Consider the following 17,147-nt stretch of genomic DNA (forward strand, 5'->3'; position numbering starts at 1 on the left):
CCTTACAGCTTCATCAGGCTGGCGTCGTCGACCGAGGCCGAGTGGCGGGAACGGAACAGCGACACGATGATCGCGAGCCCGACCACGACCTCGGCGGCGGCGACGACCATCGTGAAGAAGGCGATGATCTGGCCGTCGAGGTTGCCGTGCATCCGGGAGAAGGTGACGAACGCGAGGTTGCAGGCGTTGAGCATCAGCTCCACGCACATGAACACCACGATCGCGTTCCGCCTGATCAGCACCCCGGACGCGCCGATGGTGAACAGCAGGGCGGCGAGATAGAGGTAGTTGACCGGGTTCACTTGGTGACCTCCTCTTCGTCCTGGTCACGGCCGAGCCGCTCCTCGGAGCGCTGCTCCAGCGCCTTGAGGTCGGCCAGCGACTCGTTCGACACGTCGCGGATCTGGCCGCGCTGCCGCAGCGTCTGCATGACGGTGAGCTCGGACGGGGTGCCGTCCGGGAGCAGACCGGCGATGTCGACGGCGTTGTGCCGGGCGTAGACACCGGGGGCGGGCAGCGGCGGCAGGTGCTTGCCGCGTACCCGCTCCTCCGACATCTCCCGCTGGGTCTTGGCCCGTTCCGTGCGCTCCCGGTGGGTGAGCACCATCGCGCCGACCGTCGCCGTGATCAGCAGGGCGCCGGTGATCTCGAAGGCGAAGACGTACTTGGTGAAGATGAGGCTGGCCAGCCCCTCGACGTTTCCGCCGTGCGCGGCGTTCGCGGTACCGAGTCCGTTGAAGCTGTTCAGCGAGGCGTGGCCGATGCTCGCGATCAGCAGGACGCCGAAGCCGAGTCCGCAGCCCGCGGCCAGCCAGCGCTGGCCCTTGAGGGTCTCCTTCAGCGAGTCCGCCGCCGTGACACCGACGAGCATGACCACGAAGAGGAACAGCATCATGATCGCGCCGGTGTAGACGACGATCTGGACGACGCCGAGGAAGTAGGCGCCGTTGGCCAGGTAGAACACCGCCAGGACGATCATGGTCCCGGCGAGGCTCAGCGCGCTGTGCACGGCTTTCTTCATCAGCACGGTGGACAGCGCGCCAATCACGGCGACCGTGCCGAGCACCCAGAACTGGACGGCCTCGCCGATCGATGTGGTGGAGGCCGCTGCGGCCAGGCCGGTCATGCGTCCACCTCCTCGTCCTTGGCCGCCTGCTCCTTGGACTCGCCCTTGGAGATGGCGACCTGACGCTCCGCGCCCGGCGCCGCCTCGGTGACCAGTCCCCGGTAGTAGTCCTGCTCGTCCATGCCCGGGAAGATCGCGTGTGGAGTGTCGACCATGCCCTCCTCCAGACCCGCGAGCAGCTCGTCCTTGGTGTAGATGAGGCTTTCGCGGGTGGTGTTGGCGAGCTCGAACTCATTGGTCATCGTGAGCGCCCGGGTCGGGCACGCCTCGATGCAGAGTCCGCAGAGAATGCAGCGCGCGTAGTTGATCTGGTAGACGCGGCCGTAGCGCTCACCCGGGGAGTAGCGCTCCTCGTCGGTGTTGTCCGCGCCCTCCACATAGATGGCATCAGCGGGACAGGCCCAGGCGCACAGCTCGCAGCCGACGCACTTCTCCAGCCCGTCCGGGTGACGGTTGAGCTGGTGCCTGCCGTGGAAGCGCGGCGCCGTCACCTTCTGCTGTTCGGGGTACTGCTCGGTCAGCCGCTTCTTGAACATGGCCTTGAAGGTCACGCCGAAGCCGGCCACAGGATTCTGGAACTTGTCCCCAGTGGACTCCGATGGCTCAGACACCGTCAGCCTCCTTTCCGTCACTCGGACTTCCACCAATCTGACTGCCGTCACCCTGAGTGTCCGGCCCGCCACTGACAACGAGCTCCCGCTCGTGCCGTGGCCTGCGGCGCGGTACCGGCGGCAGGGTCTGTCCTGGCAGCGGCGGCACCGGGAATCCGCCCGCCATCGGGTCGAACTCCGGCTCGGGTCCGGCTTCCGTCCCGGTCTCCCCGGCCGCCTTGGCCGAGCGGTCCCGGAAGATGTCGGCGACGAAGGAGATCAGCAGGATCGCGATCACGGCCCCGGCGACGTACAGCACGATCTTCGAGAAGTCGTAGCCCTCGTTGCGCAGCGCCCGCACGGTTGCGACCAGCATCAGCCAGACCACGGAGACCGGGATCAGGACCTTCCAGCCGAGCTTCATCAGCTGGTCGTAGCGGACGCGGGGCAGCGTGCCGCGCAGCCAGATGAAGAAGAACAGCAGCAGCTGGACCTTGAGGACGAACCAGAGCATCGGCCACCAGCCGTGGTTCGCGCCCTCCCAGAAGGTGCTGATCGGCCACGGGGCCCGCCAGCCGCCCAGGAACAGCGTCGTGGAGACGGCGGAGACGGTGACCATGTTGACGTACTCGGCGAGCATGAACATCGCGAACTTGATCGACGAGTACTCGGTGTTGAAGCCGCCGACGAGGTCGCCCTCGGACTCCGGCATGTCGAACGGGGCGCGGTTGGTCTCACCGACCATCGTGACGATGTAGATGATGAACGAGACCGGCAGCAGGATGATGAACCAGCGATCCTGCTGCGCCTCCACGATCTTCGAGGTCGACATCGACCCGGAGTAGAGGAAGACGGAGGCGAACGCGGCGCCCATCGCGATCTCGTACGAGATCATCTGCGCGCAGGAGCGCAATCCGCCGAGCAGCGGGTACGTCGATCCGGAGGACCAGCCGGCCAGCACGATGCCGTAGATCCCGACCGAAGCGACCGCGAGGACGTAGAGCATCGCGATCGGCAGGTCGGTGAGCTGCATCGCCGTACGGTGGCCGAAGATCGAGACCTCGTTGCCGGACGGCCCGAACGGGATCACGGCGATCGCCATGAACGCCGGTACGGCGGCGACGATCGGCGCGAGGACGTAGACGACCTTGTCCGCCCGCTTGACGATGACGTCTTCCTTCAGCATCAGCTTGATGCCGTCGGCGAGCGACTGGAGCATGCCCCAGGGGCCGTGCCGGTTGGGGCCGATGCGCAGCTGCATCCAGGCGACGACCTTGCGCTCCCACACGATGGAGAAGAGCACGGTCACCATCAGGAACGCGAAGCAGAACACCGCCTTGATGACGACGAGCCACCAGGGGTCGGTGCCGAACATCGACAGATCCTCGGCGGCGAGTACGGCACGCTCGGGTGCCGCGGCCAGTTGAGCGAGGGCAGTCACGCTCGCACCTCCGGTGTGACGTCGGGAGTACCCGGTGCGGCGGGGCCGATCCGGACCAGACCGCCGGGGTGGGCGCCGGTGTCGGCCGGTACGCCCCGCCCGACGGAGTTCAGCGGCACCCAGACCACCCGGTCCGGCATGTCGGTGACCTGCAGCGGGAGTTCGACGCTGCCGGACGGTCCGGTGACGGCCAGCAGATCGCCGTCCTTCACACCCGTCTCGGCGGCGGTGACGGCGGAGAGCCGGGCCACCGCGGCGTGCCGAGTTCCGGCCAGCGCCGCGTCGCCCTCCTGGAGCCGCCCCTGGTCGAGCAGCAGCCGGTGGCCCGCGAGGACCGCCTCACCGTCGCCGGGCCGCGGCAGCGGCTGCGCCGACCCGTGCGGGTCGGCGGCGTGCGTACCGGTCCAGCCGCCGAGCCGGTCCAGCTCACGGCGCACGGACTTCAGATCCGGCAGCGCGAAGTGACTGGGTTCATCAGCGCCTCCGGCGCGGGCGAGCGCGTCGGCGAGCATGTGCAGCACCCGGGCATCGGCCGGCGCGAGTGTCCGCGTCATCTGCTCGGGCTTCAGCGCCGCCTCGAACATCCGGGCCCTGCCCTCCCAGTTGAGGAAGGTGCCGGGCTTCTCGGCCACCGCGGCGACCGGGAAGACGACGTCGGCCCGCTCGGTGATCTCGCTGGGCCGCAGCTCCAGCGAGACGAGGAAGCCGACCTGGTCCAGCGCCTCCAGGGCGCGGGCCGGGTCCGGCAGATCGGCAGTCTCCACGCCGGCGACGAGCAGCGCGCCCAGTTCGCCGGTGGCGGCGGCCTCGACGATCTGGCCGGTGTCGCGGCCGAACCGGGAGGGGAGTTCGGCGACGCCCCACACGGCCGCCACCTCGTCCCTGGCACGCGGGTCGGTGGCCGGGCGGCCGCCGGGCAGCAGCGACGGGAGCGCGCCCGCCTCCACCGCACCGCGCTCGCCGGCCCGGCGCGGGATCCACACCAGCCGGGCCCCGGTCGCGGTGGCCGCCCGTACCGCGGCGGTCAGCCCGCCCGGTACTCCGGCCAGCCGCTCGCCCACCACGATCACGGCGCCCTCGCCGCGCAGCGCCTCGGCCGCCGCGGCTCCGTCGCCGTCGAGTCCGACGCCGCCCGCGATCGCGTCCAGCCACTCGGTCTCGGTGCCGGGCGCGGCGGGCAGCAGCGTGCCGCCCGCCTTCTCCAGACCGCGGGTGGCGTGCGAGGCGACGGCGAAGGTGCGCTGGCCGTGCTTGCGGTGGGCCTTGCGCAGCCGCAGGAAGACGCCGGGCGCCTCCTCCTCGGACTCGAAGCCGACCAGCAGGACGGTCGGGGCCTTCTCCAGCGAGGTGTACGTGATTCCGCTGCCGTCCAGGTCGCGTCCGCGACCGGCGACGCGGGCGGCCAGGAAGTCGGCCTCCTCGCTGCTGTGCACCCGGGCCCGGAAGTCGATGTCGTTCGTATCGAGGGCGATCCGGGCGAACTTGCTGTACGCGTACGCGTCCTCGACGGTCAGCCGGCCGCCGGTGAGGACGCCGGTCCTGCCGCGTGCGGCGGCGAGCCCGGCGGCCGCGGTAGCCAGTGCCTCGGGCCAGCTCGCCGGTTCGAGGACACCGTCCGCGTTCCGTACCAGCGGCGTGGTGAGCCGGTCCCGCTGCTGCGCGTAACGGAACCCGAAGCGGCCCTTGTCGCAGACCCACTCCTCGTTGACCTCGGGGTCGTTGGCGGCGAGCCGCCGCATGACCTTGCCGCGCCGGTGATCGGTGCGGGTCGCGCAGCCGCCCGCGCAGTGCTCGCACACCGACGGCGACGACACCAGGTCGAAGGGGCGGGAGCGGAACCGGTACGCCGCCGAGGTGAGCGCGCCGACCGGGCAGATCTGGATGGTGTTGCCGGAGAAGTACGACTCGAACGGGTCGCCCTCGCCCGTGCCGACCTGCTGGAGCGCGCCGCGCTCGATCAGCTCGATCATCGGGTCGCCCGCCACCTGGTTGGAGAACCGGGTGCAGCGCGCGCAGAGCACACACCGCTCACGGTCCAGCAGCACCTGGGTGGAGATCGCGACGGGCTTCTCGTACGTCCGTTTCTTCCCGTCGAACCGGGAGTCCGGGTCGCCGTGCGACATCGCCTGGTTCTGCAGCGGGCACTCGCCGCCCTTGTCGCAGACCGGGCAGTCCAGCGGGTGGTTGATGAGCAGCAGCTCCATCACCCCGCGCTGCGCCTTGTCGGCGACCGGCGAGGTGAGCTGCGACTTGACCACCATGCCGTCGGTGCACGTGATGGTGCAGGACGCCATCGGCTTGCGCTGGCCCTCGACCTCGACGATGCACTGGCGGCAGGCGCCGGCCGGGTCGAGGAGCGGGTGGTCGCAGAAGCGCGGGATCTCGATGCCGAGGAGTTCGGCGGCGCGGATGACCAGGGTGCCCTTGGGCACGCTGATCTCGATGCCGTCGATCGTCAGCGTGACAAGGTCCTCGGGCGGGACCGCCGCCTCGCCGCCCCCGGAGGGCGCACTTGTGGTGACTGTCATGCGTTCACCCCCTGGTGAGCGTTCTTGTCGTCGGCCCAGGCGGTCGACTTGGCGGGATCGAAGGGGCAGCCCCTGCCGGTGATGTGCCGCTCGTACTCCTCGCGGAAGTACTTCAGCGAGGAGAAGATCGGCGAGGCGGCGCCGTCGCCGAGGGCGCAGAAGGACTTGCCGTTGATGTTGTCGGCGATGTCGTTCAGCTTGTCGAGGTCGGCCATCTGCCCCTTGCCGGCTTCGATGTCGCGGAGCAACTGGACGAGCCAGTAGGTACCTTCACGGCATGGCGTGCACTTGCCGCAGGACTCATGGGCGTAGAACTCGGTCCATCGGGTGACGGCCCGCACGACGCAGGTCGTCTCGTCGAAGCACTGGAGCGCCTTGGTGCCGAGCATGGAACCGGCGGCGCCGACGCCCTCGTAGTCGAGGGGCACATCGAGGTGCTCGTCGGTGAACATCGGGGTGGAGGAGCCGCCCGGGGTCCAGAACTTCAGCCGGTGGCCGGCGCGCATGCCGCCGCTCATGTCGAGCAGCTGGCGCAGCGTGATGCCGAGCGGGGCCTCGTACTGTCCTGGGCTGGCGACGTGCCCGCTGAGCGAGTACAGCGTGAAGCCCGGGGACTTCTCGCTGCCCATCGACTTGAACCAGTCCTTGCCCTTGTTCAGGATCGCGGGAACCGAGGCGATGGACTCGACGTTGTTCACCACAGTGGGGCAGGCGTACAGACCGGCGACCGCGGGGAAGGGGGGCCGCAGCCGGGGCTGGCCGCGTCGCCCTTCGAGCGAGTCGAGCAGTGCGGTCTCCTCACCACAGATGTACGCGCCCGCGCCCGCGTGCACGGTGAGCTCCAGGTCGAGCCCCGAGCCCCGGATGCTCGTCCCGAGGTAGCCCGCCTCATACGCCTCGCGTACGGCCTCGTGCAGGCGCCGCAGCACGGGGACGACTTCACCGCGCAGATAGATGAAGGCATGCGAGGAGCGGATCGCGTAGCAGGCGATCACGATGCCTTCGATGAGGCTGTGCGGGTTGGCGAAGAGGAGCGGGATGTCCTTGCAGGTCCCGGGCTCCGACTCGTCGGCGTTGACCACCAGGTAGTGCGGCTTGCCGTCGCCCTGCGGGATGAACTGCCACTTCATGCCGGTGGGGAAGCCCGCGCCGCCGCGGCCGCGCAGGCCGGAGTCCTTGACGTACGCGATGAGGTCGTCCGGAGACATGGCGAGGGCCTTGCGCAGCCCCTCGTAGCCGCCGTGCCGCTTGTACGTGTCCAGGGTCCAGGACTCGGGCTCGTCCCAGAAGGCGGAGAGGACGGGCGAGAGCAGCTTCTCGGGGCTGGCCCCGCTGCCGTTGCCGCCCCCGTCGTTGATTTCGGCTGCCAACGTCATCACTCCCCCTCCTTTGCTGCGGGACCGGCCGAGTGGTCCGGGTCCTGCGGGGCGTCGGTGCGGGCCGACTCGCCGCGCGGGGCGACGACCTTCGGGTGCAGCTCCTCGCCCTTCGCCAGCCGGAGGCCGACGAGCGAGGCGGGGCCCGCTCCGCCGGTCGCCTCGACGGCGCCTGGGCGCTGGTCGGGGAAGCCGGCCAGGATCCGCGCGGTCTCCTTGTACGAGCAGAGCGGGGCGCCGCGGGTGGGTTCGACGGTGCGCCCGGCGATCAGGTCGTCGACGAGCTGCGTCGCGCTCTCGGGCGTCTGGTTGTCGAAGAACTCCCAGTTGACCATCACCACGGGGGCGAAGTCGCAGGCCGCGTTGCACTCGATGTGTTCGAGGGTGACCTTGCCGTCCTCGGTCGTCTCGTTGTTGCCGACGCCGAGATGCTGCTTGAGCTGGTCGAAGATGGCGTCGCCGCCCATCACCGCACACAGCGTGTTGGTGCAGACACCCACCTGGTAGTCGCCGCTCGGCTTGCGCCGGTACATCGTGTAGAAGGTGGCGACCGCGGTGACCTCGGCGGTGGTGAGGCCGAGCAGTTCGGCGCAGAGTGCCATGCCGGTACGGGAGACGTATCCCTCCTCGGACTGCACCAGGTGCAGCAGCGGCAGCAGCGCGGAGCGGCTGTCGGGGTAGCGGGCGATCACCCCCTTCGCATCCGCTTCGAGCCTGGCGCGCACCTCGGCCGGGTAGGCGGGGGCGGGGAGCTGCGGCATCCCCAGACTGACTTCCTGACGTGCTTCGGTCACCGGTCGACGCCTCCCATCACGGGGTCGATGGACGCGACGGCGACGATGACATCGGCGACCTGGCCGCCCTCGCACATCGCCGCCATGGCCTGCAGATTGGTGAAGGACGGGTCGCGGAAGTGGACCCGGTAGGGGCGGGTTCCGCCGTCCGAGACGACGTGTACGCCGAGCTCGCCCTTGGGCGATTCGACGGCGGTGTACGTCTGTCCGGCCGGGACCCGGAAGCCCTCGGTCACCAGCTTGAAGTGGTGGATCAGGGCCTCCATGGAGGTCCCCATGATCTTCTTGATGTGGTCGAGCGAGTTGCCGAGCCCGTCGGGTCCCAGCGCGAGCTGAGCGGGCCAGGCGATCTTCTTGTCGGCGACCATGACCGGTCCGGGGGCGAGCCGGTCGATGCACTGCTCGATGATCCGCAGCGACTGCCGCATCTCTTCCAGACGGATGAGGAAGCGGCCGTAGGCGTCGCAGCTGTCGGCGGTGGGGACGTCGAATTCGTAGGTCTCGTAGCCGCAGTAGGGATCGGTCTTGCGCAGGTCGTGCGGGAGTCCGGCGGAGCGCAGGATCGGGCCGGTGGCGCCGAGCGCCATGCAGCCGGTCAGGTCGAGATAGCCGACGTCCTGCATGCGGGCCTTGAAGATGGGGTTGCCGGTGGCGAGCTTGTCGTACTCCGGCAAGTTCTTCTTCATGGTTTTCACGAACTCGCGCAGCTGGTCGACCGCGCCCGGCGGCAGGTCCTGGGCGAGTCCGCCGGGCCGGACGAACGCGTGGTTCATCCGGAGCCCGGTGATCAGCTCGAAGAGATCGAGAACGAGTTCACGATCGCGGAACCCGTAGATCATGATCGTGGTCGCGCCGAGTTCCATGCCGCCCGTGGCGATGCACACCAGGTGCGAGGAGATCCGGTTGAGCTCCATCAGGAGCACGCGCAGGACCGTCGCCCGGTCGGGGATCTGGTCCTCGATGCCGAGGAGCTTCTCGACGCCCAGGCAGTACGCCGTCTCGTTGAAGAACGGCGTCAGGTAGTCCATGCGCGTGACGAACGTGGTGCCCTGCGTCCAGTTCCGGAATTCGAGGTTCTTCTCGATGCCGGTGTGGAGGTAGCCGATGCCGCAGCGGGCCTCGGTGACGGTCTCGCCGTCGATCTCCAGGATCAGCCGCAGGACGCCGTGCGTGGACGGGTGCTGGGGACCCATGTTGACGATGATGCGCTCGTCGTCGGACTTGACCGCCGACTCGGCAACCTCGTCCCAGTCGCCGCCGGTGACTGTATATACAGTCCCCTCGGTCGTGGCCCTGGCATTCGAGAGGTGCGTCCCGGAGGGACCCGATGAGGGGTGGTGGCCGGGCGACGGGTGGGCATGGGGAGTAGTCATCAGGAGTACGACCTCCGCTGGTCCGGAGCCGGGATCTGGGCGCCCTTGTACTCGATGGCGATGCCACCGAGCGGGTAGTCCTTGCGCTGCGGGAAGCCCTGCCAGTCGTCCGGCATCATGATCCGGGTGAGGGCCGGGTGCCCGTCGAAGACGAGCCCGAAGAAGTCGTAGGTCTCGCGCTCGTGCCAGTCGTTGGTCGGATAGACCGCGACGAGCGACGGGATGTGCGGGTCGCTGTCCGGGGCAGAGACCTCCAGCCGGATCAGCCGGCCGTGGGTGATCGACCGCAGATGGTAGACGGCGTGCAGCTCGCGGCCCTTGTCGCCGAGGAAGTGGACACCGCTCACCCCGGTACAGAGCTCGAAGCGCAGGGCCGGGTCGTCGCGCAGGGTTCGAGCCACGGCGAGCAGGTGCTCACGGGCGATGTGGAAGGTGAGCTCACCGCGGTCGACGACGGTCTTCTCGATGGCGTTGTCGGGAAGCAGATCCTGCTCCTCCAGTGCCCCTTCGAGCTCGTCGGCCACCTCGTCGAACCAGCCGCCGTACGGCCGGGACGTGGCGCCCGGCAGCGTCACCGTACGGACGAGACCGCCGTAGCCGGAGGTGTCGCCGCCGTTGTTGGCGCCGAACATGCCCTTGCGTACGCCGATGACCTCGCCGGTCTCGTCGCGCGGCGCGGGTACGCCGTTGTTGTTCTGCTCGTCGCTCACCGCAGCAGCCCCTTCATCTCGATCAGGGGAAGCGCCTTGAGTGCCGCGTCCTCCGCCTCGCGGGCGGCCTCCTCCGCGTTGACCCCGAGCTTGGAGCCCTGGATCTTCTGGTGGAGCTTGAGAATGGCGTCCAACAGCATCTCGGGGCGCGGCGGGCAGCCCGGCAAATAGATGTCGACCGGGACAATATGATCAACACCCTGCACAATGGCGTAATTGTTGAACATCCCACCCGAGGATGCGCAAACCCCCATGGAGATAACCCACTTGGGGTTCGGCATCTGGTCGTAGACCTGCCGCAGGACGGGCGCCATCTTCTGGCTGACCCGCCCCGCCACGATCATCAGATCCGCCTGCCGCGGCGATCCGCGGAAGACCTCCATCCCGAATCGGGCCAGGTCGTAGCGCCCGGCTCCGGTCGTCATCATCTCGATGGCGCAGCAGGCGAGACCGAACGTGGCAGGGAAGACGGAGGATTTCCGCACCCAGCCGGCCGCCTGCTCGACAGTGGTCAGCACGAAGCCGCTGGGCAGCTTCTCTTCGAGTCCCATGGTGTGCCCCTCAGCCCCTCAGTCCCATTCCAGGCCGCCGCGACGCCATACATACGCATAGGCGACGAAGACGGTGAGCACGAAGAGCAGCATCTCGACGAGCCCGAAGATCCCCAGGGCGTCGAAGGTGACCGCCCAGGGATAGAGGAAGACGATCTCGATGTCGAAGACGATGAAGAGCATCGCCGTCAGGTAGTACTTGATGGGGAAGCGGCCGCCTCCGGCTGGAGTGGGGGTGGGTTCAATACCGCACTCGTACGCTTCGAGCTTTGCTCGGTTGTACCGCTTCGGGCCGATAAGCGTGGCCATGACCACGGAGAAGATCGCAAACCCTGCCCCGAGGGCGCCGAGCACGAGGATGGGCGCGTAGGCATTCACGCTCCTCGCTCCTTCCAGTCGTCCTTGACCGTTGGACCGCATCGGGCGACCAGCTCGCCACCTCACCAAGATCGTGCACATGTGAGGCAGTTCACAAGCCCGACTGCCCCGCATCCTATGCCTGCAGTCCTGTGATCTGCGACACGGGGTGCTACACCGACTTTGTGATCTCCACCACCCGGCGAAGGATCATGAAGCCGGATGAGGAGTGATCTTCGTACGCAAAGCGGCCGCGCGACCACGAGACGTGACATCTGGTGTTGTTGTTGCTGGTCAAGGCGATGCTCCTCTAACAATCAGACTCCTCGACCAGCAAATTGGCAATGGACGGCAGAGGGGTGATAAGAGGGCCCACCCCACTCCGGGGTCACCCGCGCGAGGGGCTCACGAGGAGCGATGTGGACGCGTGCGCACATTCACGATCTTCCGGACGAAACGGCGCCCGCCGCGCCGGCCGCCGTGCTGCCCACCGCGCCGGCCACCCCGCCGTCGACGCCGCCGCGCGCGCCGACCGCTCGCATGCCCACTACGCAACAGTCATGCTGTGACCTGCGTCACCACGCCAGGCCTTCAATAAAAGCGGGCTTGGCCATCGGTGTGAACGGATGGTAAGCGGCGGGCAATTCGGGCGAATTACTGAAAGCCCGTGATCACAGCGGTGATCACGCATGACCGATTTGCCCGTTACGGCGTCAATAAGGGCCACCGGAAAGCGGATTCACAGATTCCGAACGTAACTGTGTCGCAACACACGTTTCTTGAAGGGAACCCAGGAGCCCTGATAGCGCTAGTACTCATGTCCCTCACCGCTCACATACCCAGCCACCGGAAGCCCCGTCGAAGCGCCCCGAAATCGGCGCTGCGGGCCGGAGTTGCCGGTGGCGTCCTCAGCACCATCGCGGTCGCAGGCGCTGCCGGTCCGGCCCAGGCCGAGCCGGTGACCCAGACCATCGAGATGCCCACCCTCACCTCCGGGCTCTCCACCGCCGTCGCCGCGTCCGCCGAGGCCACGCAGCAGGTCGCCCTGGACCTGGAGACGCAGGCCCAGGAGGACGCCGCAGCCACCAGCGCGGCCAAGGCCGCCACGAAGGCCAAGGCCGAGGCGGTCCGCAAGGCAGAGGCCAAGCAGAAGGCAGAGGCCAAGCAGAAGGCAGAGGCGGCCGCCAAGGCCAAGGCGGAGGCCGCCCTGCGCGCCTCCCGCTCCGAGGCCCGTACGACGCTCAGCGCATCCGGCTCCACTGCCGTGGCCTCCTCGTCGAGCGCCACCGGCTCCGCCGCGTCCGTCATCGCGTTCGTCAAGGCCCAGGTCGGCGACGCGTACGTGTCCGGCGGCACCGGCCCCAACTCCTGGGACTGTTCCGGCCTGGTCCAGGCCGCGTTCCGCACGGTGGGCGTCGACCTGCCGCGCGTCTCGCAGGCCCAGTCGACCGCCGGCACCCAGGTCTCGCTGAGCAACCTCCAGCCGGGCGACATCCTGTACTGGGGCGGCGCGGGCTCCGCGTACCACGTCGGCGTCTACGTGGGCGGCGGCCAGTTCGTCGGTGCGCAGAATTCCAGCACCGGTGTGGTGCAGCGCCCGCTGAGCTACGACCCGCCGTCGGGCGCGGTCCGCGTTCTCTGATTCACAAGCGCGCGAACACGGCGAAGGGCCGTCACTCCCCCGCTCGGGAGCGACGGCCCTTCGTCGTGGAACGGTGTGCCCGGTGGTGTCGCCGGCGCCCCGGTACCTTTTCCGTTCCCGGATCCGCCTGCGCACGCAGGCCCGGTCGGGGTAGCGGAAGGGCTACTACTGACCCGGCCGGGGCGCCGCTCGCCCCCGGCTCCGTGCAGCAGGACAACGGGCTCAATGCCTCACACGCATCACAGAGATCGCCGGCGCCTCGCCCATGAACTGAGCGAGGATGCGAACGGGAGTGGTGGTCAGGCCTTCGGGGCCACCTTCGAGAGGCCGTTGATGATGCGGTCCATCGCGTCGCCGCCCGTCGGGTCGGTGAGGTTGGCGAGCATCTTCAGCGTGAACTTCATCAGCAGCGGGTGCGTCAGACCGCGCTGGGTGGCGATCTTCATGACCTTCGGGTTGCCGATCAGCTTCACGAAGGCGCGGCCCATCGTGTAGTAGCCGCCGTAGGTCTCCTTGAGGATCTTCGGGTAGTTGTGCAGCGCCAGTTCGCGCTGGGCGGGCGTCGCACGGGCATGGGCCTGGACGATGACGTCCGCGGCGATCTGGCCCGACTCCATGGCGTACGCGATGCCTTCGCCGTTGAACGGGTTGACCATGCCGCCCGCGTCACCGACGAGCAGCAGCCCCTTGGTGTAGTGCGGCTGGCGGTTGAACGCCATGGGGAGCGCGGCGCCGCGGATCGGCATCGTCATGTTCTCCGGGGTGTAGCCCCAGTCCTCCGGCATGGACGCGCACCACGCCTTGAGGACCTCGCGCCAGTCCAGCTCCTTGAAGGCGGACGATGAGTTGAGGATGCCGAGGCCGACGTTGGACGTGCCGTCGCCCATGCCGAAGATCCAGCCGTAGCCGGGCAGCAGCCGGTCCTGGGGACCGCGCCGGTCCCACAGCTCCAGCCAGGACTCCAGGTAGTCGTCGTCGTGGCGCGGGGAGGTGAAGTACGTACGGACCGCGACGCCCATCGGGCGGTCCTCGCGGCGGTGCAGGCCCATGGCGAGCGACAGCCGGGTGGAGTTGCCGTCGGCGGCGACGACGAGCGGGGCGTGGAAGGTGACCGGGGTCTTCTCCTCGCCGAGCTTCGCGTTCACGCCGGTGATGCGGCCGGTGCGCTCGTCGATGATCGGGGCGCCGACGTTGCACCGCTCGTACAGCTGGGCGCCCGCCTTCTGCGCCTGGCGGGCCAGCTGCTCGTCGAAGTCGTCGCGCTTGCGGACCAGTCCGTAGTCCGGGTACGAGGCGAGATCCGGCCAGTCCAGCTGCAGCCGGACGCCGCCGCCGATGATGCGCAGACCCTTGTTGCGCAGCCAGCCGGCCTCTTCGGAGATGTCGATGCCCATGGCGACGAGCTGCTTGGTGGCGCGCGGGGTGAGACCGTCGCCGCAGACCTTCTCGCGCGGGAAGGCGGTCTTCTCCAGAAGGAGAACGTCGAGTCCGGCCTTGGCGAGGTAGTGCGCGGTCGTGGAGCCGGCTGGGCCTGCCCCGACGACGATCACATCCGCGCTGTGTTCGGAGAGGGGCTCGGTCACGGTCGGATCTCCCGAAGACTCGAAATCGCGTGCCGCGCGGCACCTGTCCCGTGCAGTCTATGGGGGGCCACCTGGAGCCGGAGGGCGGGTGGGTGCGGGTGAGTCGCGGCCGGCCCGGTCCGGATACCCGTTGCTCCCTCGCGGACGGTGCTGGCACGATCATCGTCCGTGACAGTCAAGAAGATCAACACCTTGCGCGGCTCCCTCATAGCCGCCACCCTCGCCCTGCTCTGCTCGGCGTTTCTCGTACTGCCCGCAAGCGCCGAAGCCTTTGACGACTGCCCGGCCGGGCAGCTCTGCCTGTACAGCGCGTCGGGCGGCGTCGGCGAGAAGCGGACCTTCACCCCGCAAGACGACGGACAGCGCTACGACGCCTCCTGGGACAACAGGACGCTCTCCGCCAAGAACAACACCGCCTACTGGGCCTGCGTGTACGTCGACACCGAGTACGGCGGACTGCTCCAGACGATCAAGCCGGGCAACTCCGACGAGTACGGCAGTGACCCGCGTTTCGCCGGAACCATCAGTTCCCACAAGCTGGTTCCGTCCCGGGCGCACTGCTTCACCGGGTACGAGCGCTGCCCCGACAACCGTGTCTGCACCTTCACCGAGCCGGCCGGCCGCGGGGCCATGACGGTCCACGTCCCTGCGACCGACCCGACCACGAAGAACTATGGCAACACGTACGGCGCCGAGGCCGCGCCCGTGTCCGTCTGGAACCGCACCAAACGGCACGTCTGCTTCTACCCGACCAAAACATTCACCGGCACCTGGACCGACCCGGCCTCCCCAGCCACGACCTACGGCGCCTATGTCGTGCTACGCGGCGACAGCACCACCGTCCCGGCCCCCTTCGCCGGAACCTTCCGCTCGCACGAACTCGTCAACGGAACCTCGGAGTGCCAGTAACCATGACCAGAGCCCTCACTCGTACCTGGGTGGCCGTGACCACAGCGCTGAGCACCCTCGCCCTCGCCGCCCCCACCGCCCCCGCCGCAGACGCGCCGCCGAGCCCGCTGGCCGCCAACTGGACGCAGGAGGCCCCTAGGACGCTCGCCCCCGGTGTCACCCACATCCGCTACACCGAGCGCGTCCTCGACAACCGGAGCCAGGGCCGGATCCTCAACATCGTGGAGATCGACCCGAACGCCGCCGCGCTCACCCTGGAAAGCGTCGTCGGCAAGGGCGACGGGCTGACCGAAACGGTCGCCGACCAGCTCGCCGGCGTCTCCTCGGTCGCCGCCCGCCATCCGTACGCGGGCGTCAACGGCGGCCTGTTCAAGTCCGGGCCCAAGCACCCCGACCACGTCCTGCCGGCCGACGCCGAGGGCACGACCCTGATGCACCTGGGCGTCTCGGCCACCGCCGGCGTCCTGCACAGCTCCAGCTGCTGGGTGAACGGCAACGGCAGCACCGGGGCGGTCCTCCAGTACGGCATCCCGTACATCACCAAGCTCCGTACGGACCTGAAGCTGACCGCCGCCTCCGGCGCGACCGTACGGATCGACGACATCAACCGGGATCCGGGCCTCGCCCGGGGCTGCGCACGCGACGCCGAGGACGTGGCCGTGACGGGCCAGTCCGGGCTCTACACCGACCCGGACGAGATCGTCCTGTTCACGGACGACTACGCGTTCCCCGTCCCCAAGCCCGGCATCGAGCCGAACATCACCGCTGACGACGACCCCGGCTTCGAGGTCGTTCTCGATGCGAACGGTGTCGTCACCGATGCCCGGGAGCGCCGGGGCGGCCAGGCTGCAGCCGAGCAGGTCCACGTGCCGGCCGGGGGCCGCATCCTGCAGGGCATCGGCGCTGGAGGGGAGTGGCTGCGCCGCAACCTCACTCGCGACGACCGCCCTGCGGTCGACCAGACGCTCCATGACGTGACGCTGGACCGGGACATACCGCTGGACAGCTCAGTCGACGTCGTGAGCTCCTTCCACCAGTTGCTGCGGGCCGGCACGATCCCTGCCGAACTACCCAACTCATGCAGCGGACAGGAAACCGGGGCCAACAGCACGACCCTGATCTGCACGGACTCCCGCACCGCGCTCGGCACCAACATAAAGGGCCACCCGGTGCTCATCACCCTCACCGGGAAGCCGCAGACCGACCCCTTGGTCACGCATGAGGACGGCGACTATCTCCAGGCGTTCGCGCGGCTGCTCGACTCGTCGGAGTTGGCGCTGGTCGACGTGCTCAACCTCGACGGCGGCGGCTCCACGACGCTCCTGACGGGTACGGCGGTGCAGACGCCGCCGACGGACGCCGGCAAGAATCCGGGCGGACCGAAGTACGTCCACCGGCGGGTCGCCGACGCGGTGTACACGGGTGTCGGCGGCTACGGCATGTACGCGAAGTAGGGCCTGGGGCTTCAGACAGCCTTGGAACCCCGGTGGAGCGCGACGATGCCGCCGGTGAGGTTCCGCCAGGCCACCGTCGACCAGCCGGCCTTCTGGAGCATGTCCGCGAGGGTCGGCTGGTCGGGCCAGGACTGAATGGACTCAGCGAGATAGACGTACGCGTCCGGGTTGGAGGAAACGGCTCGCGCCACCGGCGGCAGCGCGCGCATCAGATACTCCTCGTACACCGTGCGGAACGGCGCCCACGTCGGATGCGAGAACTCGCAGATCACGACACGACCGCCGGGCTTCGTCACCCGGTACAACTCGCGCAGCGCCGCCTCGGTGTCCTGGATGTTGCGCAGGCCGAAGGAGATCGTGACCGCATCGAAGACATCGTCACGGAAGGGCAGTTTCGTCCCGTCGCCCGCCGTGAACGGCATCCACGGGTGCCGCTTCTTGCCGACCTGGAGCATGCCGATCGAGAAGTCGCACGGCACGACGTAGGCCCCGGCGTGGGCGAACGGCTGCGAGGACGTCGCCGTGCCCGCGGCCAGGTCGAGGACCTTCTCCGCGGGGCGGGCGTGCACCGCCTTCGCTACTTCCTTGCGCCACAGCCGGGCCTGGCCGAGCGACAGCACATCGTTGGTGAGGTCGTAGTTCGCCGCCACGTCGTCGAACATCGAGGCGACTTCGTGCGGCTGCTTGTCCAGGGATGCTCGGGTCACCCACCC

General features: G+C 68.8%; 16 protein-coding genes. 3 read left to right on the plus strand and 13 right to left on the minus strand.

Annotated elements, in window-relative coordinates; genetic code table 11:
• Positions 1–2: 2 nt before the first annotated feature.
• The 11 genes from nuoK to ACWD6R_RS00140 are packed head-to-tail and all read right to left on the minus strand — an operon-like array spanning position 3 to position 10,867.
• Positions 3–302, minus strand: coding sequence for an NADH-quinone oxidoreductase subunit NuoK (nuoK, locus tag ACWD6R_RS00090; RefSeq protein ID WP_024493678.1), 300 nt, complete (start codon positions 300–302; stop codon positions 3–5).
• Positions 299–1,126, minus strand: coding sequence for an NADH-quinone oxidoreductase subunit J (locus ACWD6R_RS00095; protein ID WP_451816580.1), 828 nt, complete (start codon positions 1,124–1,126; stop codon positions 299–301). Before ACWD6R_RS00095 ends, nuoK begins: the two co-directional genes overlap by 4 nt.
• Positions 1,123–1,737 carry an NADH-quinone oxidoreductase subunit NuoI gene (nuoI, locus tag ACWD6R_RS00100; RefSeq protein ID WP_451816581.1) on the minus strand — a complete coding sequence of 205 codons (615 nt, stop codon included), beginning with the start codon at positions 1,735–1,737 and terminating at the stop codon, positions 1,123–1,125. The genes ACWD6R_RS00095 and nuoI overlap by 4 nt, the downstream gene beginning before the upstream one ends.
• On the minus strand, positions 1,730–3,157 hold the full coding sequence (gene nuoH / locus ACWD6R_RS00105; RefSeq protein ID WP_451816582.1) for an NADH-quinone oxidoreductase subunit NuoH: 1,428 nt from the start codon (positions 3,155–3,157) through the stop codon (positions 1,730–1,732). Before nuoH ends, nuoI begins: the two co-directional genes overlap by 8 nt.
• Positions 3,154–5,685 (minus strand): NADH-quinone oxidoreductase subunit G, encoded by a 2,532-nt coding sequence (locus ACWD6R_RS00110; protein ID WP_451816583.1) that lies wholly within the window; start codon positions 5,683–5,685, stop codon positions 3,154–3,156. The genes nuoH and ACWD6R_RS00110 overlap by 4 nt, the downstream gene beginning before the upstream one ends.
• Positions 5,682–7,064 (minus strand): NADH-quinone oxidoreductase subunit NuoF, encoded by a 1,383-nt coding sequence (gene nuoF, locus ACWD6R_RS00115; RefSeq protein WP_451816584.1) that lies wholly within the window; start codon positions 7,062–7,064, stop codon positions 5,682–5,684. Before nuoF ends, ACWD6R_RS00110 begins: the two co-directional genes overlap by 4 nt.
• Positions 7,061–7,822: an NADH-quinone oxidoreductase subunit NuoE gene (gene nuoE / locus ACWD6R_RS00120; RefSeq protein ID WP_451816817.1), complete on the minus strand. Its 762-nt coding sequence runs from the start codon at positions 7,820–7,822 to the stop codon at positions 7,061–7,063. The genes nuoF and nuoE overlap by 4 nt, the downstream gene beginning before the upstream one ends.
• Positions 7,823–7,851: 29 nt before the next feature.
• Positions 7,852–9,228 carry an NADH-quinone oxidoreductase subunit D gene (locus ACWD6R_RS00125; protein ID WP_451816585.1) on the minus strand — a complete coding sequence of 459 codons (1,377 nt, stop codon included), beginning with the start codon at positions 9,226–9,228 and terminating at the stop codon, positions 7,852–7,854.
• Complete coding sequence (locus ACWD6R_RS00130; RefSeq protein ID WP_451816586.1) at positions 9,228–9,938, minus strand: NADH-quinone oxidoreductase subunit C; 711 nt, start codon at positions 9,936–9,938, stop codon at positions 9,228–9,230. The genes ACWD6R_RS00125 and ACWD6R_RS00130 overlap by 1 nt, the downstream gene beginning before the upstream one ends.
• Positions 9,935–10,489: a NuoB/complex I 20 kDa subunit family protein gene (locus ACWD6R_RS00135; protein WP_326767142.1), complete on the minus strand. Its 555-nt coding sequence runs from the start codon at positions 10,487–10,489 to the stop codon at positions 9,935–9,937. The genes ACWD6R_RS00130 and ACWD6R_RS00135 overlap by 4 nt, the downstream gene beginning before the upstream one ends.
• 18 nt (positions 10,490–10,507) lie before the next feature.
• The gene (locus tag ACWD6R_RS00140) at positions 10,508–10,867 is read right to left on the minus strand and encodes an NADH-quinone oxidoreductase subunit A (RefSeq protein ID WP_003992243.1); all 360 of its coding nucleotides are present in this window, start codon (positions 10,865–10,867) and stop codon (positions 10,508–10,510) included.
• Positions 10,868–11,663: 796 nt separating this feature from the next.
• Between ACWD6R_RS00140 and ACWD6R_RS00145 the strand changes: the two genes are divergently transcribed.
• The gene (locus ACWD6R_RS00145) at positions 11,664–12,488 is read left to right on the plus strand and encodes a C40 family peptidase (protein ID WP_451816587.1); all 825 of its coding nucleotides are present in this window, start codon (positions 11,664–11,666) and stop codon (positions 12,486–12,488) included.
• Positions 12,489–12,787: 299 nt separating this feature from the next.
• On the opposite strand, the gene ACWD6R_RS00150 is transcribed toward ACWD6R_RS00145, so the two are convergent.
• Positions 12,788–14,071, minus strand: coding sequence for a geranylgeranyl reductase family protein (locus ACWD6R_RS00150; RefSeq protein ID WP_451816588.1), 1,284 nt, complete (start codon positions 14,069–14,071; stop codon positions 12,788–12,790).
• Positions 14,072–14,239: 168 nt separating this feature from the next.
• On the opposite strand from ACWD6R_RS00150, the gene ACWD6R_RS00155 reads away from it, so the two are divergent.
• Together ACWD6R_RS00155 and ACWD6R_RS00160 are read left to right on the plus strand one after the other, a co-directional pair.
• Positions 14,240–14,980, plus strand: coding sequence for a peptidase inhibitor family I36 protein (locus ACWD6R_RS00155; RefSeq protein ID WP_451816589.1), 741 nt, complete (start codon positions 14,240–14,242; stop codon positions 14,978–14,980).
• 2 nt (positions 14,981–14,982) lie between these two features.
• A complete protein-coding gene (locus tag ACWD6R_RS00160; protein ID WP_451816590.1) occupies positions 14,983–16,434 on the plus strand; it encodes a phosphodiester glycosidase family protein in 1,452 nt (483 codons plus the stop codon).
• An 11-nt stretch (positions 16,435–16,445) separates the two neighbouring features.
• Here the strand turns inward: ACWD6R_RS00160 and ACWD6R_RS00165 are convergent, their stop codons facing one another.
• Positions 16,446–17,141: a demethylmenaquinone methyltransferase gene (locus ACWD6R_RS00165; protein ID WP_451816591.1), complete on the minus strand. Its 696-nt coding sequence runs from the start codon at positions 17,139–17,141 to the stop codon at positions 16,446–16,448.
• Positions 17,142–17,147 lie beyond the last annotated feature (6 nt).

The sequence above is a fragment of the Streptomyces sp. NPDC005151 genome (assembly GCF_053599875.1).